Raw genomic sequence first — 20546 nt, forward strand, 5'->3', positions numbered from 1 at the left:
GCCTGCTGGACGAGGCGGACGACTCCGGTGGCCTGCTGCTCAACGGCGACCTTGTCAAGCTCGGCACCGGCCAGGACGTGCGTGGCCGGGGCCGGTGTGCAGGCCGCGCCGGGCGAACCAGCCGGCCGCCGCCAGCCGGAGCGCGTCGCCGCCGCCCGGCGGCTCGGGGCGCGCGGGGGCGGCGGAGAGGGCGGCCGCGAGCTCGGGCAGCGCCGGCAGCCCCGCCTCGTCCGCCATGGCCACGGTCCGCTCCATGCGCACCTCCGTCGGCACCCTCGGTTGACCGCCGGTCGTTCCGACCCGCGCCGGCTCTCGATGAACTCCCGGTCGATCCCTCCACCTTCGCAGATCGGGGCTGGTGGCGGCGGGAGGCTTCACCCGCCCCGGTGACGCGGGGTGCCTCGCCACCGGGGCCGCGCGGGTGGTTCAGTGCCGCTCGCGGGCGCCGTCGCGGGTGCGGCCCGGGGCCACCATGCGTTCGGGGTGGCGGCGCAGGAACTCGCCCTCCAGTTCGGCCATGCGGGTGTTGTGGGCGGCGAGCGCGGCCGGGGAACCGTGCAGCAGGGTGTCGTGCCGGGTGCGGTGGATCGTCTCCAGCTCCCGGATGAGCTGGTGCTCCTCCAGCTCATGGGGCGCGACGCCGTGGGGGCGGCCGTCCTTCTCGCTGTCGGGGTCCTCTGACATGGCAGCGTCCTCTCGGCTCGGCGGTCTGAGGCCAGGATCGGGTACCCGGCGCGAGGCGGCTATTCAGGAGGGGTTGCGGGTCACGGATCGTCCGTATGATGATACGGATCTGCTCACTATGCGAGAAGATCGCTAGGCTGCGGACATGGCTACCTACACCCACGGGCACCACGAGTCCGTCCTGCGCTCCCACCGCTGGCGCACCGCCGAGAACTCCGCCGCGTACCTCCTCGGCGAGCTGCGCCCGGGGCTGCGGGTGCTGGACGTCGGCTGCGGTCCCGGCACCATCACCGCCGATCTCGCCGAGCGCGTCGCCCCGGGCCGGGTGACGGCCGTCGACACGGCACCGGGCGTGCTCGAGGACGCCCGGGCGGAGGCGGAGCGGCGCGGCGCGACCACCGTGGACTTCGCGGTGGCGGACGTGGAGCGGCTGGACTTCCCGGACGACTCCTTCGACGTCGTCCACGCGCACCAGGTCCTGCAGCACGTCGGCGACCCCGTGCGGGCGCTCGCCGAGATGCGCCGGGTGTGCCGGCCGGGCGGCGTGGTCGCGGCGCGCGACTCGGACTACGCGGCGATGACCTGGTACCCCGCGGCGCCGGAGCTGGACGACTGGCTGGCGCTGTACCGGCGGGTCGCCCGGTCGAACGGCGGCGAACCGGACGCCGGGCGGCGGCTGCTGAGCTGGGCGCGGGCGGCGGGCTTCACGGACGTCACGGCCGGCGCCTCGGTGTGGTGTTTCGCCACGCCGGAGGAGCGCGCGTGGTGGAGCTCGCTGTGGGCGGACCGGACGACGGCCTCCTCGTACGCGGGGATCGCGGTCGGCGGCGGACACACCACGGCGGAGGCGCTGGAGCGGATCGCGGCGGCGTGGCGGACGTGGGGCGAGGCGCGGGACGGGTGGTTCAGCGTGCTGCACGGGGAGATCCTCTGCCGGGTGTGAGACCGCCCCGGGCGCCTTGCGGGGTCCGCGGGGCGCCCGGCAAGATCACCGCATGCGCTACGTCATTCTTGGGGCAGGGGCCGTCGGCAGCACGATCGGCGGACGGCTGCACGATTCCGGGCACGAGGTGGTCCTCGCCGCCCGCGGCAGACAGTACGAGGCGCTGCGCGCCGACGGTCTGCGCCTGACGCTGGCGGACGGCGTCCGCTCGCTGCGGATACCGGTCGTCGGCGGACCCGACGAGCTGGAACCGGGCGGCGACGACGTACTCCTGGTCGCGGTCAAGACGCAGGACGCGGTGGCCGCCCTCGACGCGTGGGCGCCACGGCACGGCGCGACCCCCGTGATCTGCGCGCAGAACGGCGTGGAGGGCGAGCGCCTGGCACTGCGGCGGTTCGCCGAGGTGTACGGGATGTGCGTCTGGCTGCCGTCGGTGTTCGTCGAACCGGGCGTGGTGGCGGCGCCGTGCGCGCCGCTCACCGGCGTGCTGCATCTGGGGCGTTACGGCGCGGGGCCCGACGACACCGCGCACCGGGTCGCCGGGGACCTGGAGAAGAGCGGCTTCGCGGCGCCGGTCGTCGCGGACGTGATGCGCTGGAAGTACGCCAAGCTGCTGTCGAACCTGGGCAACGCCCTGGACGCCCTGACCGGCGACGTCAGCTCACCGCAGGCGGCGGACCTGCTGGCGCGGGCGCGGACGGAGGGCCGCGCGGCGCTTCAGGCGGCAGGCATCGCGTACACACCGGCCGACGAGGAGCGCGCCGTGCGGGGTGACCGCGTGCGTCCGCAGCCGGTCGAGGGGGTGCCGAAGACGGGCGGTTCGTCGTGGCAGAGCCTGGCGCGCGCCACGGGGTCGATCGAATCGGACTACCTGAACGGCGAGATCGCGCTGCTGGGCCGCACCCACGGCGTACCGACGCCCGTCAACGACCTCCTCCAGCGGGAGGCCGCCGCGGCCGCCCACGCGGGGCGGGGGCCGGCGAGCATGACGGCGGCGGAACTGGCGGGGCTCGTGGGGTGATCCGGCCCGGGCGGTCGGATCTCAGGCGCCCGTCGTCGAGCCGGGGCGGACGATCATCAGGACGGTGACCGTCGCCCACAGCAGGTTGAACAGCCCCGTGAGCATCGCCAGCTGTGCGGTGTGGGCGCGCTCGACCGGCTGCCCGGCGTCGACGGCCTCCAGCAGCTCGTCCTGGCGCGGCAGGACCAGGACCGCCAGCACGCCGGCGGCCGCCGCTGTCAGCGTGATGGAGGCGATGAGCCAGGCGTCGCCCAGGACGCCCATCGCGGAGGCCGTGCCGAAGCCGAACAGCGGGACGGCCAGGCCGACACCGGCGTAGACGCGGCAGATGCGGTGCAGCAGGCGGACGGTGCCCGCCCCCGCGTCCGTCTCCGCGTCGGCGCGGGCGCGGCGGACGGCCGCGGGGTACATGCTGGCGGCGACCGTCACCGGGCCGACGGCGAGGATGGCCGCGATGACGTGCAGGGAGAGCAGGAGCTTGGTCACGGGAGCGGGGGCGCCTTCCTGAGGGTGGCCACGGGTTTGCCCGCCCCACGCTAGGAAGCGGCCCGTCGTCCGCCCAGTGGCTGGAACGACAACAATCCACGGATTCCCGCCAGCACCCCGCGCCGTGGCCGTCCCGTACAACCCCAGTTCATCGGGCTGGCGGGAACCCGCCTATCGTGGGGAAATGCACACCGTGGCGATCCTGGTCCTGGACGACGTGATCTCCTTCGACATGGCGGCCCCGCTGTGGACCTTCCGGCTCACGCGGCTCCCCGACGGCCGCCATCCGTACCGGGTGCGCGTCTGCGCGCCGACGCCCGACGTACGGTCCGACGGGATGACCATCCACGCCGAGTGGGGGCTCGAGGCGCTGGCCGACGCCGACACCGTCATCGTGCCCGGCTGCACGGAGGAGGCCGCCCCGCCGTCCGCCGAGGTCCTGGACGCGCTGCGCCGGGCCGCCGCGGCGGGCACCCGGATCGCGTCCGTGTGCGTGGGCGCCTTCATCGTGGCGGAGGCGGGTCTGCTGGACGGCCTGAAGGCGACGACCCACTGGATCGCCGCCGCCGAACTGGCCCGCCGCCACCCCCTGGTCGAGGTCCAGCCGGACGTGCTGTACGTCGACAACGGCCAGATCCTCACCTCCGCGGGCGCGGCGGCGGCCCTGGACCTGTGCCTGCACATGATCCGCCGGGACTTCGGCTCGGCGGTGGCCGCGGACGCGGCGCGGATGTCGGTGATGCCGCTGGAACGGGAGGGCGGCCAGGCGCAGTTCATGACGCACGCGTACCCGCCGGTGCCGCGGGGCTCCGCGCTGCAGCCCGTGCTCGACTGGATCGAGGACAACCTCGCCCGCGAACTGACGCTGCGCGACATGGCGGAGCGGGCCGGGATGAGCGAGCGGACGTTCAGCCGCCGGTTCCGCGAGCAGACGGGCAGCACCCCGCTGCAGTGGCTGCTGCGGGCCCGGGTGCGACAGGCGCAGTACCTGCTGGAGACGACGGACCACCCCGTCGAACGCATCGCCCACCGCGCGGGCTTCGGCTCCCCGACGGCGTTCCGCGAACGCTTCCGCCGGGTGGTCGGCACCACGCCGCAGTCGTACCGGGCCGCCTTCCGCGGCGGCGGTCAGGTGGCGGTGACGGCGGGCTGACCCGACTTGCCGTTCGCAATACGAACTAATATGGTTCGTGTTACGAACTCAATCGGTGGAGGGGGAACACGATGTCCGCACAGGAAGTCGTCTTCGGATTCGGCGCGCACAGCAGTATCGACGACGCGGCCGAACTGCTGCGCATGGTGCGGCAGGCCGACCGGGACGGGCTCGACCTCTTCTCGCTGTCCGACCACCCCTACCTCGGCGGCCGGCTGGACGCGTACGCCGCACTCGGCTTCCTGCTCGGCCGCACGGAGCGCATCGCGGGCTTCGCCAACGTCACCAACCTGCCGACCCGGCCCGCCCCGATGCTGGCCCGGACGGTCACGTCGCTGTCGGCGCTGTCCGAGGGGCGGGTGGTGCTCGGTATGGGCGCGGGCGGGCTGTGGGACCGCATCGCCGCCATGGGGGTGCCGCGGCTGTCGCCGGGCGAGGCGGTGGAGGCGTTCGAGGAGGCCATCACCCTGGTCAAGCGGCTGTCCGGGGGCGGGGCGCCGGTCACCTTCCACGGCCGCCACTACCGGGTGGACGGGATCGAGCCGGCGCCCGTCGCCGCGCCCCTGGTGTGGACCGGGTCGAACGGCCGCAAGTCCCTGGCCGCCACCGGCCGCGTGGCCGACGGCTGGATCCCCGGGCACGCGGCGGACTGGCTCAGCGACCGCTACCGGACCTCCCGTCCCGTGATCGACGAGGCGGCGGCGTCCGTGGGCCGCGCCCCGGCCGACGTCCGCACGGTCTACAACTTCCCCGGCCGCATCACCGACCGCCCGCTGTCCGCCACGCGCGACGCGGAACGCCGCTGGCTGGGCGGCTCCGTCGAGCAGTGGACCGAGGAGCTGACCGGCGCCGTGCTGGAGCACGGGGCCTCGGGCTTCATACTCTTCGACGCCGGCCACGGCTCCCCGGACCCGCGCACCCTCGCCCGCTGGGGCGCGGAGGTCGCCCCGGCGGTGCGGGAGGCGGTCGCGAAGGAGCGGGGCTGAGGGGCGCGCGGGTCCGGCCCACGGGATCGGCGGCGCGCGCCCCTTCGCGCACTCAGTACTGCGCCAGGTCCCGTACGACCACGCGGGCCAGCCGCCGGGCCGCCGGGCGCAGTTCCTCGTCGACCGCCTTGGCCTGCGCCTCGTCCAGGGTGATCCGCGCGGGGACCTGCTCGCCCTCGCGGATGCGCCGGGCGCGCAGGTGCGTCGGCGGGTGCGTGGTGTCGACGGCGTGACCCCGGGCCTCGTCGACGCGGCGCAGGCGTTCGAGTTCCCGGGGCGGCACCGTGCGCACGGCCTCCGTGACCTGCTCCCACAGACCGTCCTCGATCGCCCGGGCGTCCACACCGGCCCGGCGGGTGCCGGCCAGGGCGGACTGCCGCCGCAGCACGGACTCGGCGGTGCCGTGCTGCGCCAGCCGGTCGAACAGCCCCGCCGCCGCCTCGCTGGATCCGGTACGGGCGGCGAGGTCGTCGGCGTGGTACTCGGCGCGCTGCGTGGAGCGCAGCATGAGCCGGCTCAGCAGCATGGCCGTCCAGACCGCCAGGGCGTACGGCACGGTCATGACCGCGCTGATCACGAACTCGACGGGCCCGGACGGGCGGTCCGGCACGAGCACCCGGATCCACTCGGACAGCGACCGCATGGCCGTGCCGATGACGAGGTTCCCGCCTGTGTCGCCGTTCACGAAGTGCCCGAACTCGTGCCCGAGGAGCGCCACCCGCTCCTGCGGACCGAGCGCGCTCCACAGCGCCATGCCGATCTCCAGGCGCCGCCCGCGGCGGATCCCGTAGGCCATGACCGAGGCGTTGTACTCGGGGCTGACCTCGACCACGTCCACCCGGCGGGTGCCGTAGTCGTCGGCGATCCGGTCCAGCAGCTCGAACAGCTGCGGAGCGTCCTGCCGCCGCAGCCGCGGCAGTTCGTCGTCCAGCTTGGGGAACCGCGGGCGCAGCAGGACCACCAGCGCGAGACAGAACACCCCGTACGCCGGATAGATCCCCTTCCCCCAGCCGAGGGCGATGAACAGCACGCCCCCCACGAGCAGGGCGACCGTGACACCGTGCACCAGCCAGGCCACGGCGTACGCGGCCAGCGTCGTCGCGTCACGCCGCGGTCTGCCCGCCGGCCGCCCGCCGGACAGTTCGGCGTACAACCGCTCGCCGTACGTCCTGGCCAGCCTCCGCTGGAACGCCGCCAGCCGCCCACCCCGCGGCTCCTCGGCGACCGGGTCCACGTTCCACCCGCAGCCGTCGCACCAGACGACGAACCTCGGGTCCACGGGCATGTCCGCACCGCAGTCCGGACACGCCCGTCTCTCGCCCGCCGACACGCCGGCGGACACTCCCTCGCTCATATGATCCCTCCCGATTCGGGGGGAGATCATATGCACGTCCGTGCTGGTCAGGAACCCTACGGACGCATCCGGAAGTCATAGTCCGCCGGGAGCGGATGGCGCAGGCGCGCCTCGGCGCGGACGTCGCCCGTCACCGGGCCGTCCCCGGCCTCCAGCCGCTCCGCGATCGCGTACCAGACCTCGGCCAGGATCTCCGCGCCCTCGCGCAGGTCGGGGACCTCGAAGCCCGCGTCGAAGATCTCCCGGGCCTCCCGGACCCGGCCCTGGGCCAGCAGGACCTGGGCACGCAGCAGTTGGAGGCGGCCGCGCTCCAGCACCGAGGGGCTGAGGCGGTCCAGGACGCGGGCGGCGGCGTCGTGGCGCGCCACCGCCAGCAGCGCCGGAACCGCCTCGCAGGCGAGGGCCGTGAGGAGCGCCGTGCCCGCCGCGCAGCGCTGGACGGACTCCTCGTACAGGTCCACCGCCCGCTCCGCCGAGCCGGTCACCGCCTCCGCGACGGCGAGGCACCGCAGCGTCCACGGCGCCGGACCGGCACCGGCACCGGCATCCGCGTCGGCACCCACGCCGTCGCCGGCGCCCGCACCCGCACCCGCGTCCGCCGAGCGCTGCCAGCTGCGCACCGCCTGCGAGAGGTCGCCCGCGTGCCACTGCGCCACCCCGAGGTGGTAATCCGTGAGCGCGGACGGCGGCGCCGCCTCCAGCAACTCCCGCCAGGGCGCGGCGACCAGCGTCGGCCCGGGTATGCCGCCGCCGGCGGGGAACACGCCCGTGCGCAGCAGCTCCCGCCAGGGCTCCTGCTCCTCCCCCAGCGCCGCCGGCCCGAACGGCGTGCCCTGCAGGTCGAAGCCCGCCCGCTCCACCTCCAGCGCACCCCAGCCGGAGCCGGCGGCCAGCGCCTCCTTGGGCTCGGTGTCCGCGTACGGCAGCCACTCGGCGTACGCGGCGTCCACCGCGCTCCGGGGCAGCGCCGACTCCAGCCGTGCCGACGCCTCGGCGCGCGCGGCCGCCCAGTCCTCGCCGTGCACCGCGGCGGGGTCCGCGGACAGCGGGCCGTACGCCTCCAGCCAGGTGAAACTGCCGCCCGGGTCCAGCGGTATGTGCTCCAGCTGGGTGCGGGCGAGACCGGCCTGGATCTCCAGATAGCCGCCGTCCGTACCGCCGTTGAGCCACCGCTGCCACTGCTGTCCGCCGCGCCCGTGGCCCCAGAGGAACAGCTTGCGGCCGCGCAGCAGGTCCGTGGACGTCTGCACCAGCCCCTGACCGTCGCCGTCCAGCGCGGTGATCCAGCGGCGGGTGCCGTCGGTGAGCTCGTAGAAGTAGTCGGCGGGGTACTCGCTGCGCAGCGGGTACGAGCGGTCCAGCCCGTCGTACTCCGGGACCGGCACACGGTTCAGCGTGCGGCTGTAGCCGAAGTGCCAGGCCTCGTCGGCGGGGGCGATGACACGGGTGTCCGGTGTCTCCGGCGCGGCGATGTTCGACCACCAGTACACCGGTTTGACCTCGGCGTGCGGATTGCGCACCCGGACGCCGACGTACAGGAAGTCGGAGCCGTCCGGCAGCCAGAAGTCGATCTGGTACGGAAGGTCCCGCAACCGCTCCCACTCCCACAGCCGCAGCATCTCGCCGCCGTCCGGCGCGGGGACGCGTGCCGCGTGCATCGGGGCGCAGCTCAGCGTGGTGTGGCCGGTGGCCCCGAGGTTGAACTCCACCCCGCCGGAGAACCAGGCGCCGGCGAGGGCGAAGTCCGCGAACTGCAGCACGGGGTTGACGTACAGCAGCTCGCGGCCGAGCCCCTTGTGGAACAGCGAGTGCAGCCGGCCGCCCAGTCCCGGCAGCACCGTGGCGCGCAGCCGGTCGTTCTCCAGCACCAGGGCCTCGACGTCCGTCGCGGCGCGCTGCCGCGAGTAGCCGTCCTGCCGCCGGACGGGGAGCGTGTCGCGTATCGCCGCGTAGCCGATCTGCCGGGCCATGTCGGGCGGCAGATCCTGCCTCGCGGCGCTGTCGAGCTCGTGCAGCTCGTCCAGCGGGCGCAGGGCGGGCAGTGGGTTGGCCGGGCCGAGCGGCGCGGCGGGGAGGGTCAGTGTGGTACGGCGTACTGTCGTGGGCACGGAAGCAGTTGACCATGTGGCCGCGGGCGCTGACCAGCCCCCTTTTACCCTCTCTCGGCGATGACTTTTGTCAGCGGTCGGGGCGTCCGAGGGTAGGCGAGGGCGCTGAGGGTAGGCGTCAGGCCCCCGCGACCATCTCGCTGGTGATCGCCCACCGCTCGTGGTCCCGCCAGGCCCCGTCGATGTACAGGAAGTCCGGCGAGAAGCCCTCCAGCCGGAAGCCGCCCCGCTTGACGAGGGCGATCGACGCCTCGTTGCCCGGCTGGATGTTGGCCTCCAGCCGGTGCAGGCCCAGCGCGCCGAAGGCGTGCCGGACGACGAGCCCCAGCCCCTCCGTCATATGGCCGCGCCCGGCACCGGAGGCGAAGGCGCCGTAGCCGACCGCGCCGCAGAGGAAGCCGCCCTGGACGATGTTGTTGATGTTGAGGTAGCCGACGATGGCGCCGCTGTCCCGGGCGCACACGACGAACCCGGCCGCGCCCGGTCCCTCCAGCCGGTCCAGCAGCGCCGCGAACGCCTCCGGCGTGTCCGCCGGGAAGAGCCACGGCCGGTGCATCTCGGCGCTCTCCCGCACCCCCGCCAGGAACTCGGCCTCGTCCCCACGTGCGGTGTAGCGGATCGCGGTGCGGTCGGTGGCGCCCAGATATCGATGATCAAGCATCGCCCGAGTGTACGGAATCGGGCTGCACCAGACGCAACCGGTTTCCGAAGGGGTCGGTGAGCTCGAGGACCGTCCCGACCTGGGAGTCCTCCTCCAGCCCGGGCTTGAGGTACGGATAGTTCCGGGCGCTGAGCTCCGCGTGCAGCTCCCCCACGCCGTCGGCCTCCACGTACACCGCGGAACCGGGAGTGGCGTCGCCGTGGTGCTCGGACAGGTGCAGCGTCAGCCCGTCGCGCGAGACCTGGAGGTACACGGGCAGGCCCGCGGCGTAACGGTGCTCCCAGTCGACCTTGAAGCCGAGGTAGTCGACGTAGAACTCGAGCGCCTTGGTGATGTCGAAGATCCGCAGGATGGGTACGGTGCGCCGGAAGAAGACCGTCATACACCCACTATGCCGCGCCTCCCGCCATCCGGCCGAGGTCCGTCGTAAGGCAGCGTTCAGCCGCGCCTGCTGCGCAGCGCCCAGCCGACGAGTACGCCGATCAGGGCCGTGATCAGCAGGGCGACCCACAGCGGCATCGTCACTTCGGGGATGAGCAGCCGGATCTTCGTCTGGCCGGTGTTCTCGAAGATGAAGACGAGACCGAGGATGCCGAGCACGCCCACGGTGATCCGGCCCGGCGTGAGGAACCCCCGCTTGCCTTTCTGCTCCGTTGTTTTCGCCATGATCCAGCATGTGCGCAGCAGGGCCCCGCCCGCCGCACACGTTACTCCGAACGGGTGAATCTCCTGCCCGTTAACCTGGGCCGATGCCTCTTCCAGCGCTCATCGCCACCGACCTCGACGGCACCCTGCTGCGCCGCGACGGCACGGTCTCCGCCCGTACCCTCGCCGCCCTGCGCCGGGCCCGTGACCGGGGCGCCGAGATCGTCGTGGTCACCGCCCGCCCGCCCCGCTACGTCGACGCCCTCGCCGACGCCACCGGGCTCACGGGGCTGGCGGTCTGCAGCAACGGCGCGATCGTCTACGACCTTCGGACGCGCACCGTGCGCGACAGCCGCGTCCTCGCGCCGGAGGTGGCGCGGCGGGTGGCCGGGGAGCTGGACGCGGTGCTGCCGGGGATCGCGTTCGCCGTGGAGAGCGGGCACCAGGTGTGGTGCGAGCCCTCGTTCACCCTGCGGTTCGCGGCGGACGGCGGGGCGGAGGTGGAGCTGCCGGGGCGGGACGAGCTGTGGCTGCGGGACGCACCGATCGTCAAGCTGCTCGCCTGGTCGGCCCGGCTGGACGCGGACACCATGCACGCCGCGGCGGCCGCCGCGGTGCCGGGGCTGGCGGAGGTCACGCACTCGGGCGGTACGGGGCTGCTGGAGATCAGTGCGCCCGGTGTGACCAAGGCGGGCACGCTGGCGGCGCTCTGCGCGGCGGCGGGGATCGCCCCGGCGCAGGTCCTGGCGTTCGGCGACATGCCCAACGACCTCACCATCCTGCGCTGGGCGGGTGCGTCGTACGCCGTGGCCAACGCCCACCCGGCGGTGCTCGCCGCGGTGGCCGCGCACACCGCCGGGAACGAGGAGGACGGGGTGGCCGTGGTGCTGGAGGAGATCTACGGATAGGCGGACGCGGAGCGGGGTGCCGCGGCGTGGACGGAGTTCACCGCGGCACCCCCTTTCCCTACCCCCGGACTAGGGCGTGGTCACGCCCAGGGTGTAGGTGCCGGAGCCGCTGTAGGCGTGCACGACGTAGCGGTAGTAGCCCGCCGTGCCGCTGTAGCGGATGTCCTCGTCCTGGCCGGGGCTCGTGGACTCGGCGACGTCGGCCCAGGCCGCGCCGTTCCACTTCTGCAGGTAGAGGTCGAAGTCCGTGCCCGCCGGGCCGCGCAGGCAGCCGGTGTGGGTGCCGGAGACGGACGAGTAGTAGTACGACCCGCCGGGCTGGACGGCCGCCTGGCCGCTGCTCAGCGTGCCCTGGTAGGTGTACTCGGGGCTGTCGCAGCCGGTCGGCGGGTTGCCGGAGCCGACGGTCAGCGTGTACGTGACGGTGTGCTCGACGCTGCCGGTGCCCTTGACGGTGATCGGGTACGTACCGTCGGCCGTGCCGGCCGCGACGGACACGGTCATCGTCGAGGAGCCGCCCGAGGTGACGGAGGACGGCGAGAAGCCGACGGTCACGCCGCTCGGGGCGCCGGAGGCGGTGAGCTGGACGGTCTGGGCGCTGCCGGAGGTGGTGGCGGTGCCGACCGTCGACTGGGCCGAGGCGCCGGGCTGGACGGTGCCGGCGGACGGGTTGAGGCTGAGGGAGAAGTCATTGCCGGGGTTGGTGGTTCCGCAGTCGGTCTCGCCGGACTGGGCAGGGACGCCGACGGCGTTCCACGCGGTTCGGACAGCGGCGCACTCCGTGCTCCCGTAGGTGTTCTTCGCGGCGGTGAGGGTGGCCTTCCGCGCCTGGAGGTGGTTCCAGGTGGAGGTCTTGGCCAGCAGGGCGCCCATGAAGATCTTGCCGGCCTTCTGCACGCCGATCCCGGTGACGGAGGACGGCCCGCCGCTGCAGATCGGGCTGGAGGGCTGGCCGTTGGTGGGCGAGCTGCCCTCGGCGAGCAGGTAGAACCAATGGTTCTGCGGGCCCGCCGCGGCGTGCACCTCGGTGGAGGAGGACAGCTGCGGGTAGCAGTTGGGGTCGCCGGCCAGGGACGGGTTGTACATCCAGCGGATGGGCTGGTTGTCGCCGAGGAAGTTCATCATCTCGCCGACGGTGTAGTCCGGGCGGTCGTTCGGGTTGTTGAGGTAGTGCTCGGTGAGGGCGCCGAAGATGTCGCCGGTGGACTCGTTGAGGCCGCCGTTCTCATTGGACGTGCCCGCGCTGCCGGGGGTCTTGTCGAAGATCTCGTGCCCGTACTCGTGGGCGACCACGTCGATGGCGGTGAGCAGTTCGTTGTTGTTCTGGTTGTGGCCGTAGTACGTCTTGGTGCCGTCGTAGTAGGCGTTGACGTCGTTCAGCGCGACCTGGGCCCGGACCATGCCGCCCTGCCCGTTCTGGCCGTTGTAGCCGAACCACTCCTTCAGCATGTCGAACTCGCCCTGCGCCGCGTACATCACGTCCACGCAGCCGGTCTCGTAGTTCGTGGCGCCGCCGTTGCCCCAGACGTCGTCGGTGCCGGTGAAGGCGGTGGAGCTGGTGCCGCAGCGCAGGCCGGTGCGGACCGGGTCGGTCATCGAGTAGCTGCCGCCGGAGCCGGAGGTGTCGATGCCGACGGTGCCGTTGTGGTAGCCGTTGCCGGTGGCGTGCATCACCTTGTCGGTGGACTGCACGATCTGGCCGGTGCCGGCGTCGACGTGGGTGACCAGGGCGCTGGGGTCGCCGGCGGTGTCGCGGCCGGTGACGGTGGTCTGCCAGGTGAGGACGGCCTTCTTGTCGCGTATCAGAACGGTGAGTTCGGGGGCGGTGGCCTCCTCCACCGTCGCGAGCTGCCCGCGCGCGATGGCCCCGGCGGCGGCCGCGGTGACGCTCGCGCGGATGCCGACGGAGATCCGCGGGACGGCGGCGCCGGTGACGTCGCGGACGCGGCCCGCGCTGTCGGAGAGGACGACGGCGTCGCCGCCGCCGGCGACCGGCAGACCGCGGTAGGTCCGCTCGTACGCCGTGTAGTACAGGCCGTTCGCCCAGGGGGTCACCCGGGTACGGACCATGGCCTCGTCGGGGCCGTGCCGCAGTTCGTCGAGACCGCTGCTCGCCGCCGCGTCGGCCGCGGCGAGAGCGGTCGCCCTGCCGGAGCCGGGTGGCGGGGCGGGGTTCTGGGCCGCTGTGGCGGCCGTCCCGCCGAACGCGCCGGCGAGACCGGCGGCGAGAGCCATCGCCGCCGCGGCTGCCGTGAGTCTGCTGGACTTCACGGGTCAACTCCCATCGGTGGTGGGGAAGGGGAGGATCGCGGAGGGCCCCGGCCGGATACCCGGGAAGGAGGTCCTCCGGGACCGAAGTATCGACATGGCCATGTCGTCCTGGGATATCCCACAGGCTCTAACGCGCGAGTTATGCTCCGTTTCCCCTGGCAGAGTCCACGCCGGCCCGTCGGCTGACCTGTTTGTCCGGCTGGGGGTCCGGGGGTCATCCCCCGGGAAAGCGCAGTACGCTGCGTCAATGCAGCTGGAGTTGAGGCATCTGGAGGCGGTCTGCCGGATAGCCGAGGCCGGTTCGCTGGCCCGGGCCGCCCGGCTGCTGGGGGTCTCCCAGCCGGCTCTGTCGGCGCAGCTGCGGCGGATCGAACGGGTCGCCGGCGGCGAGCTGTTCAGCCGCGGTCCGCAGGGCGTGGTGCCGACGCCGCTCGGCGAATACGTGCTGGAGCGGGCGCGCCGGGTGCTCGGTGAGATGGAAGCGCTGTCCGCGGGGGTGCGGTCGGTGCCGACGGCGGGGCCGCTGCGCCTGGGCTGCGTGTCGGTGGTGCTGCTGCACTCGATGCTGGAGCGGCCCGATCCTCGGCTGGCCGGGCGTGAACTTACCGTCGAGAACACGGACTCGCTGACCGCCCTCACCCGCCGGCTGGCGGCGGGCCGCTACGACGCGATCCTGTACGCCGAGATGGGCGACCGGGAGGCGGAGCTGCCCGAGGGTTCGCGCAGCCGGACTCTGGTGGCGGGCGAGCCGACGTACGTGGGGGTCTCCGACGCGCATCCGCTGGCCGGGGGTGCGGAGATCGCGCTGGCGGACCTGGCCGGGGAGCACTGGGTGGCGATGCTCGCCGAGGACGACGGCGGGCCGGAGGAGTTCGAACGGGCCTGCGCGCGGGCGGGCTTCGCCCCCGTGTACCGCTACCGGCTCAGCGACTGGCGGCTCAACCGGCGGATGATCGCCTCCGGCGGGGCGGTCGGCCTGTTCCAGCCGACGGCGCGCGAGGGTGAGGGGCTGGCCCTGCGCCCGCTGGCCGGGGAGCCGCTGTCGGCGCGCATCAAGCTCGCGTGGCTGCGCTCCCGGCTGTCGGCGGGGCTGGCCGACGAGCTGTACAACGCCGCCGCGCGGGCGTATCTGGCGAACGTCGACAACAACCCGCGCTACCGCGCCTGGTGGGACGGGCACCCGGAGGTGCATCCGGCGCCGCCGGCGGGGGCCGGGGAGTGAGCGGCCTCCCTGGCGCCCCGGAGCGGCCCCCGGCTCGCGGCTACGCCAGCGCCGGCACCTCGAAGCGCAGCGTGCGCGCGTCCGCGTCCAGCTCCGCCGGGACGCCCAGCGGCAGCGTCAGCGCGGGGCTGCCGTGGCCGAAGCCCAGTTCCTCCAGGATCGGGACCTGAAGCGGGCCGAGGCGGTCCAGGATGACGTCGCGGATCCGGTCGTACGGGCCGCAGTCCCGCCACGAGCCGAGGGCCACGCCCGCGACGCCCTCGAGCCAGCCGGAGCGCAGCAGCTGGGTGAGGATCCGGTCGAGCCGGTAGTCCTCCTCGTCGATGTCCTCGATGAGCAGGATGCCGCCGGCCGCCGACGGACGCGCGTCCGCCGTACCGAGCCCCGCCGCGATGAGGCTCACACAGCCGCCGAGGGTGACCCCGCGGGCCCGGCCCGGCACCAGGCAGCGCGCCGTCGGGGAGGTGACGGTCCGCACCGCCTCCGGCTCGAAGAGCGTCTGGCGCAGGTGCTCCTGCGTCACCGCGTCCTTGTCGAAGGTCGTCCACGCCGGCATCGGCCCGTGCAGGCTGACCAGGCCGAGGTGGACGGCGATGGCGTCGTGCAGCGCCGTGGCGTCGCTGAAGCCGAGGTAGAGCTTGGGTCCGGCGGCCCGCAGCCGCGCCCAGTCGACGAGGTCCGTCATCCGCTGGGCGCCGTAGCCGCCGCGGGCGGAGAACACCGCCGTCACGTCGGGGTCGCACCAGGCGGCCTCGAAGTCCCGCGCCCGGGCCTCGTCGGTGCCGGCGAGGTAGCCGAACCGGGGGTGCACGTCGTAGGCGTGGTCCAGCACGAACGGGTCGAGGTCCCAGCCGCGCAGGACGTCCATCCCCGCGTCGAGGTTCTCCCGGGGGAACGGGCCGCTGGGCGCCACGATCGCCACCCGGTCCCCGGCCCGCAGTCGCCGCGGCCGGGTCAGGGGCCGCACCCCCGCTCCCCCGCTCACGGCGCCAGCTCCAGCACCGGCACGCCGGGCGCCTCGAACCCGAAGGTCTGGGCGTACAGCGACATCTCCGCCCGTACCGCGCTGATCATCGTGTCCGCCCTGCGGAAGCCATGGCCCTCCCCCTCGTACGTCAGATAGGCGTGCGGGATCCCGCGGCCCTTGATCTGCTCGAGGAACCGCTCGCACTGCACCGGCGGGCAGATCACGTCGTCCAGCCCCTGCAGGATCACGAACGGCGCCCGCACCCGGTCGGCGTGGCTGACCGGGGATCGGTCGGCGAACCGCTCCGGCACCTCCTCCAGCCGTCCCACCAGCGACACCAGGTACTGCGACTCGAAGTCGTGCGTCTCGCCCGAGGCCCAGCCCGCGAGGTCCAGGATCGGGTAGATCACCGTGCCGCAGGCGTACAGCCCCTCGGTGATCGGCGAGGTCAGCGAGGCGGCCGAGGTCCAGCCGCCGGCGCTGCCGCCGCGGATCGCCAGCCGCGCCGGGTCGGCCAGGCCCTCCTCGGCGAGCGCGCGGGCCGCGGCCGCGCAGTCCTCGATGTCGACCACGCCCCACTGCTCGCGCAGCCGGTTGCGGTACTCGCGGCCGTAGCCCGTGGAGCCGCCGTAGTTGACCTCGACCACGCCGATGCCGCGCGAGGTGAAGTACGCCAGCTCCAGGTCCAGCACCAGCGGCGCGTGGCCGGTGGGGCCGCCGTGCGCCCACACCACGTACGGCGGCAGCTCGCCCTCGGGGGCGGCGAACTCCGGGTTGTGCGGCGGGTAGACGTGGGCGTACACCTCGCGGCCGTCGGTGCCGGTGAAGGTGCGGTGCGCGGGCCTCGGGTAGTACGCCGGGTCGACGCGGTCCGTGTGGGCGGCGCCGGTCACCCGGGTGTGGCCGGTCTTCGAGTCCAGCTCGACGATCTCGTACCCGGTGTACGGGCCGGCCGCGACGCCCGTGACACGGTCGCCGCTGACGGCGAGCGCGGAGGCCCACTCCGTCCGGGCGCCGGGCACGTCGGCGAGCCGGCCGGTCCCGGGGTCGAGTATCCCGAGCCGGGTGTCGCCCTTGCCGTGGACGGTGGCGATCAGGCCACTGGGCAGCGGCGCGAACCAGCGCAGGCCCAGCTTCCACAGCCCGGCGGCGAACTCCTCCTCGCGCGGGCAGAGGTTGACCGCCTCGCCGGTGGCCGGGTCCACCCGGTGCAGGTTCCACCAGCCGCTGCGGTCGGTGGCGGCGATGAGCGTGCCGTCGGGGGCCCATTCGGCCTGCGCCACGGACTCCTCGGGCCCGCCGATCAGCGTGCGGGCGCCGGTGAACGCGCCGTCGGGAGTCACCTCGGCGATCCGCAGCTCGGTGCCGTCCCACGGCATGCTCGGGTGGTCCCAGGTGATCCAGACGACCTGCCGGCCGTCCGGGGAGATCCGGGGCCCGGTGACGAAGCGGCGGCTGTCGTCGGTCAGCTCGCGCACGGCGGAGCGGTCGTCGGCGGCCGACCCGTCCAGCGGCACCGCGGCGATGACCCGGCGCACGTCGGTGGGCCCGTCGCCGGTGAACTCCTCCAGTACGCACCACACCTCGCCGGTCTCCGGCCGCAGCACCGGATCGCACCAGCGCAGCCCGCCGCCCACCGACGACACCGGGGTCAGGGCCCGGGGCTCGGCCCCGCTGTCCGGCTCGACGGCGTACAGCCGCTGGTCGGCGAAGTCGGTGAAGACGATGAGCGGACCGTCCTCGCCGGGTGTCCCCGCCCACGGCTGGCCGCCGTACTCGTGCACCCGGTTGCGCACGTTCCACGGGGCGGGCAGCACGGACTGCTCCGTGCCGTCCGGGCGCCGCCGCACCAGCGCCCGCCGACCGCCCTCCTGCGGGCGGGGCGCGGTCCACCACACCTCGTCGCCGACGGCGCCGAGATACTCGGGCCGGCCGTCGCTCGAGGCCGCCAGCTCGGCGGTGATGGGCGACTCCCAGGAGCCGTAGGGGGCGAGCGTCACCATGGGGGGTTGGTCTCCAGTCGTGCGGTGGTACGGGTGGGGGTGCGGCTTCGGGAGCTGTTTCCGGTGCTGTCGCTGGTGCGGTTTCCGGTGCGCTTTACGGTGCTTTTTCCGTCGCTGTCACGCCCCGCGCAGGAACCGGTCGAGCACCCGGACGCCGAAGTGGAGCGCCTCGACCGGCACCCGCTCGTCCACGCCGTGGAACATCGCGGAGTAGTCGAAGCCCTCGGGCAGCTTCAGCGGCGAGAAGCCGTAGCCGGTGATGCCGAGGCGCGAGAACTGCTTGGCGTCGGTGCCGCCCGACATGCAGTACGGGATGACGTGCGCGTCGGGGTCGAACGCCAGCAGCGCCTCACGCATCCCCGCGAAGGCGCGCGAGTCGACGGGGGCCGTCAGCGGCACCTCGCGGTGCTGGAACTCCCAGTCCACGTCCGGCCCGGTGAGCCGGTCGAGCGTGGCCGTGAACTCCTCCTCGCCGCCCGGCACCATCCGGCCGTCGATCTGGGCCGAGGCGTGGCCCGGGATCACGTTGACCTTGTAGCCGGCATCCAGCACCGTCGGGTTGGAGCTGTTGCGCACGGTCGGCTCGACCAGCGCCGCGGCCCGGCCCAGCCTTGCCAGCAGCGCGTCCACGTCGAAGCCGGGAGCGTCGAGGTCGGGCTCGAGGCCGTACAGCGCGGAGAGCTCCAGCAGCGCCGCCCGTACGGTCGGGGTGAGCCTGACCGGCCAGCGGTGCTCGCCGATCCGGGCGACGGCGGCGGCAAGCCGGCTGACCGCGTTCTCCCGGTTGACCTTGGAGCCGTGTCCGGCTCGGCCGTGGGCGGTCAGCTTCAGCCAGGCGGTGCCGCGCTCGCCGGCAGCCACCGGGTAGATGCGCAGCCCGTCGCCGGCGTGGAAGGTGTAGGCGCCGGACTCGCTGATGCCCTCCGTGCAGCCCTCGAAGAGGCCGGGGTGGTGGTCGGCGAGGAACCCGGAACCGTACTCGGCGCTGGCCTCCTCGTCGGCGGTGAAGGCCAGCACGATGTCGCGGCGCGGCCGCACTCCGGCGCGGGCCCAGGCCCGTACGACGGAGAGGATCATCGCGTCCATGTTCTTCATGTCGACGGCGCCGCGTCCCCACACCACGCCGTCGCGGACCTCGCCGGAGAACGGGTGCACGGTCCAGTCGGCGGCCTCCGCGGGCACCACGTCGAGGTGCCCGTGGACCAGCAGCGCGTCCGCGCCCGGGTCCGTGCCGGGGATGCGGGCGACGACGTTCGTCCGGTCCGGGGCCTTCTCCAGGAGCGTCGGTTCGATGCCCGCGTCGGCGAGCTGCTCCGCCACGTACTCCGCGGCGGCGCGCTCGACGCCGTCCCCGCCGCCGCGGTTGGTGGTGTCGATGCGGATCAGGTCCGAGGTGAAGCGCACCACCTCGTCCAGCGACTGCTCGTCCACGCCGTCGGCCCTCTCCCGCTGTGCCGTCTCAGCCATACTGCTCCTCCACTGCTGCCGAGACGAGCGTGGTCACGGCCTTGAAGCATCGGATCCCGTCGAACATGGTCTCCGTCGTATACGCCACCCGCCGCTCGCCGCTCGGCGCCACGCCGGGGACCACGGTCGCCGCACCGGCGAGGTGCTCGGCGTCGAATTCCAGCTCGATGGTGAAGGGCCCGCCGGAGACCGGCTCGTGCCGCACGGCCAGGGCGGTGGCCTCCTTGGCGGCGGCGCGGATGTCGGCGGCCGTGCGCTGCGGGGTGCGGCAGACCGCCGCATACCGGGACACATAGTCCTTCACGGCGACGCCCTTGGCCTGCGGCGCGTAGTCGTGGGCGTCCACGATGGTCTTGTCGTCCCCGGTGACCAGCACCACCGGGACGCCGTACTCGGCGACGACGTGGGCGTTGAGCATGCCCTCGCTCGCCCGCTTGCCGTTGAGCCAGACGCCGGTGATGGAGTTGGCCAGGTAGGTGTGCGCCAGCACGCCCTCCGTGCCCGCGCCCGTGTGGTAGCCGACGAAGGCGACACCGTCGATGTCGCCGCGCTGGACGCCCTCGACCATCGACAGCGACTTGTGCCGGCCGGTGAGCATCTCCGCACGGTCGTCCAGGCGCTCCAGCAGGAGGTTGCGCATGGTCCAGTGCGCCTCGTTGATGAGCACCTCGTCGGCGCCGCCCTCAAAGAACCCGGTCACCGCCGCGTTGACATCGGAGGTGAACATCGGGCGGCAGCGCTCCCACTGCGGGCCGCCCGGTAGTACGTCGGCGGGCCAGGTGACGCCGGTGGCGCCCTCCATGTCCGCGGAGATCAGGATCTTCATGCGGAGAACGGTACGCGGTCTGGTCAGGCGACAAAACCCCTGTGGATAACTGCAGAGGTCTAGACCACTTGGGCAACCGTCACATGCCCCGCGACCAGCCACTTCGACGGAAGTGCCAGCCGCGAGCCGTCCGCCTCGAACTCCGTTGTGGCCAGCGGCAGCTCCCCGTCCGCGAGCACCGTCAGCCCGGCCTCGCGAAACAGCCGGGGCAGCGCGGCGTCGCTCACCTCACCCGGCACGATGCCGTGCGTCAGCACGGGCAGCAGCTTCGCCGGCGGGCCCTGCGGCCGCTGCGCCAGGCCCATCAGCACCGGCTTCGCCGCCTCGGCCAGCTCCACCGCGAACACCCGGCCCCGGCCGCCCGTCAGTGCCGCGATGCCGCGCACGATCCGCGGCCGGTCGGGCTCGGGCGCCTGGTGCAGCACCCCGCGCAGATAGACGTCGCAGTCCCCCAGCCGGCCGTGCAGCCGCTCCATGGCGGCCTCGTCCGCCGCGTCCGCCTGCTCGTACCCGGCCCGCCCCGCGGGGTCGGCGGACCGCGCCCGCTCCACCGCCGCCGCCGACAGGTCGACGCCGTGTACGCCGCGATACCTCCCGGCCAGGTAGCGGGTCTGGGTGCCGTTGCCGCAGCCGACATCGACCAGGGGCAGGCCGGCCTGGAAGTGGTCCGCGAAGAGCGGCAGATGGAGCTGGGCGGCGAGGGCGGGCGGCGCGTCCCAGAAGACCGCGCCCTCCCCTTCCGGGGCGTCCGCCCAGAAGCCCTCCCACGCCTTCAGACTGTCGGCGGACACGCTCATGGCATGCTCCTCCGTCGCGGTGGATGCGGTCATCTCATGTGCTA

The 20546-nt window shown here is 73.7% G+C and carries 20 protein-coding genes; 6 read left to right on the forward strand and 14 right to left on the reverse strand.

Translation table 11 applies throughout. The features are described 5' to 3' along the window. Nucleotides 1-54: 54 nt before the first annotated feature. Nucleotides 55-255 (reverse strand): hypothetical protein, encoded by a 201-nt coding sequence (locus tag AB0M28_RS04310; RefSeq protein WP_365397806.1) that lies wholly within the window; start codon nt 253-255, stop codon nt 55-57. A gap of 171 nt (nt 256-426) precedes the next feature. Continuing rightward, nucleotides 427-684: a DUF6158 family protein gene (locus AB0M28_RS04315; RefSeq protein ID WP_365397489.1), complete on the reverse strand. Its 258-nt coding sequence runs from the start codon at nt 682-684 to the stop codon at nt 427-429. 145 nt (nt 685-829) lie between these two features. Between AB0M28_RS04315 and AB0M28_RS04320 the strand changes: the two genes are divergently transcribed. After that, the gene (locus AB0M28_RS04320) at nt 830-1627 is read left to right on the forward strand and encodes a methyltransferase domain-containing protein (RefSeq protein WP_365397492.1); all 798 of its coding nucleotides are present in this window, start codon (nt 830-832) and stop codon (nt 1625-1627) included. Nucleotides 1628-1679: 52 nt separating this feature from the next. Next, entirely contained in the window at nt 1680-2648 is a 969-nt protein-coding gene (locus AB0M28_RS04325; RefSeq protein WP_365397495.1) for a 2-dehydropantoate 2-reductase N-terminal domain-containing protein, read from the forward strand. Between the two features lie 21 nt (nt 2649-2669). Here AB0M28_RS04325 and AB0M28_RS04330 read toward each other — a convergent pair whose 3' ends face one another. After that, nucleotides 2670-3134, reverse strand: a complete 465-nt coding sequence (locus tag AB0M28_RS04330; RefSeq protein ID WP_365397498.1) for a DUF2269 family protein — start codon at nt 3132-3134, stop codon at nt 2670-2672. A 184-nt stretch (nt 3135-3318) separates the two neighbouring features. Here AB0M28_RS04330 and AB0M28_RS04335 point away from each other — a divergent pair, with 184 nt between their 5' ends. Together AB0M28_RS04335 and AB0M28_RS04340 are read left to right on the forward strand one after the other, a co-directional pair. Next, entirely contained in the window at nt 3319-4287 is a 969-nt protein-coding gene (locus AB0M28_RS04335) for a helix-turn-helix domain-containing protein (RefSeq protein ID WP_365397501.1), read from the forward strand. Between the two features lie 71 nt (nt 4288-4358). Next, entirely contained in the window at nt 4359-5273 is a 915-nt protein-coding gene (locus AB0M28_RS04340) for an LLM class flavin-dependent oxidoreductase (RefSeq protein WP_365397504.1), read from the forward strand. A 52-nt stretch (nt 5274-5325) separates the two neighbouring features. On the opposite strand, the gene AB0M28_RS04345 is transcribed toward AB0M28_RS04340, so the two are convergent. The 5 genes from AB0M28_RS04345 to AB0M28_RS04365 form a co-directional block, all read right to left on the reverse strand. Next, nucleotides 5326-6627, reverse strand: coding sequence for a M48 family metalloprotease (locus AB0M28_RS04345; protein WP_365397507.1), 1302 nt, complete (start codon nt 6625-6627; stop codon nt 5326-5328). A gap of 56 nt (nt 6628-6683) precedes the next feature. Next, nucleotides 6684-8735 (reverse strand): DUF5107 domain-containing protein, encoded by a 2052-nt coding sequence (locus AB0M28_RS04350; protein ID WP_365397510.1) that lies wholly within the window; start codon nt 8733-8735, stop codon nt 6684-6686. Nucleotides 8736-8853: 118 nt separating this feature from the next. Next, nucleotides 8854-9396, reverse strand: coding sequence for a GNAT family protein (locus AB0M28_RS04355; RefSeq protein ID WP_365397513.1), 543 nt, complete (start codon nt 9394-9396; stop codon nt 8854-8856). Continuing rightward, entirely contained in the window at nt 9389-9778 is a 390-nt protein-coding gene (locus AB0M28_RS04360; RefSeq protein ID WP_365397516.1) for a glyoxalase superfamily protein, read from the reverse strand. The genes AB0M28_RS04355 and AB0M28_RS04360 overlap by 8 nt, the downstream gene beginning before the upstream one ends. Nucleotides 9779-9834: 56 nt before the next feature. Further along, a complete protein-coding gene (locus AB0M28_RS04365) occupies nt 9835-10062 on the reverse strand; it encodes a LapA family protein (RefSeq protein ID WP_365397519.1) in 228 nt (75 codons plus the stop codon). 83 nt (nt 10063-10145) lie between these two features. Here AB0M28_RS04365 and AB0M28_RS04370 point away from each other — a divergent pair, with 83 nt between their 5' ends. After that, nucleotides 10146-10949: an HAD family hydrolase gene (locus AB0M28_RS04370; protein WP_365397522.1), complete on the forward strand. Its 804-nt coding sequence runs from the start codon at nt 10146-10148 to the stop codon at nt 10947-10949. Nucleotides 10950-11018: 69 nt separating this feature from the next. Here the strand turns inward: AB0M28_RS04370 and AB0M28_RS04375 are convergent, their stop codons facing one another. After that, complete coding sequence (locus AB0M28_RS04375; protein WP_365397525.1) at nt 11019-13220, reverse strand: M4 family metallopeptidase; 2202 nt, start codon at nt 13218-13220, stop codon at nt 11019-11021. 247 nt (nt 13221-13467) lie between these two features. On the opposite strand from AB0M28_RS04375, the gene AB0M28_RS04380 reads away from it, so the two are divergent. Further along, nucleotides 13468-14442 (forward strand): LysR family transcriptional regulator, encoded by a 975-nt coding sequence (locus AB0M28_RS04380; RefSeq protein WP_365397528.1) that lies wholly within the window; start codon nt 13468-13470, stop codon nt 14440-14442. Nucleotides 14443-14482: 40 nt separating this feature from the next. On the opposite strand, the gene AB0M28_RS04385 is transcribed toward AB0M28_RS04380, so the two are convergent. The 5 genes from AB0M28_RS04385 to AB0M28_RS04405 form a co-directional block, all read right to left on the reverse strand. Then, nucleotides 14483-15409, reverse strand: a complete 927-nt coding sequence (locus AB0M28_RS04385) for an LD-carboxypeptidase (protein WP_365397530.1) — start codon at nt 15407-15409, stop codon at nt 14483-14485. 14 nt (nt 15410-15423) lie between these two features. Beyond that, nucleotides 15424-17412: a prolyl oligopeptidase family serine peptidase gene (locus tag AB0M28_RS04390; protein WP_365397533.1), complete on the reverse strand. Its 1989-nt coding sequence runs from the start codon at nt 17410-17412 to the stop codon at nt 15424-15426. A 117-nt stretch (nt 17413-17529) separates the two neighbouring features. Continuing rightward, complete coding sequence (locus AB0M28_RS04395; protein ID WP_365397536.1) at nt 17530-18879, reverse strand: M20/M25/M40 family metallo-hydrolase; 1350 nt, start codon at nt 18877-18879, stop codon at nt 17530-17532. Then, complete coding sequence (locus tag AB0M28_RS04400) at nt 18872-19705, reverse strand: M55 family metallopeptidase (RefSeq protein WP_365397538.1); 834 nt, start codon at nt 19703-19705, stop codon at nt 18872-18874. The genes AB0M28_RS04395 and AB0M28_RS04400 overlap by 8 nt, the downstream gene beginning before the upstream one ends. Nucleotides 19706-19764: 59 nt before the next feature. Beyond that, nucleotides 19765-20502, reverse strand: coding sequence for a methyltransferase domain-containing protein (locus AB0M28_RS04405; RefSeq protein WP_365397541.1), 738 nt, complete (start codon nt 20500-20502; stop codon nt 19765-19767). Nucleotides 20503-20546 lie beyond the last annotated feature (44 nt).

The sequence above is a fragment of the Streptomyces sp. NPDC051940 genome (assembly GCF_040680895.1).
Classification (GTDB): domain Bacteria; phylum Actinomycetota; class Actinomycetes; order Streptomycetales; family Streptomycetaceae; genus Streptomyces.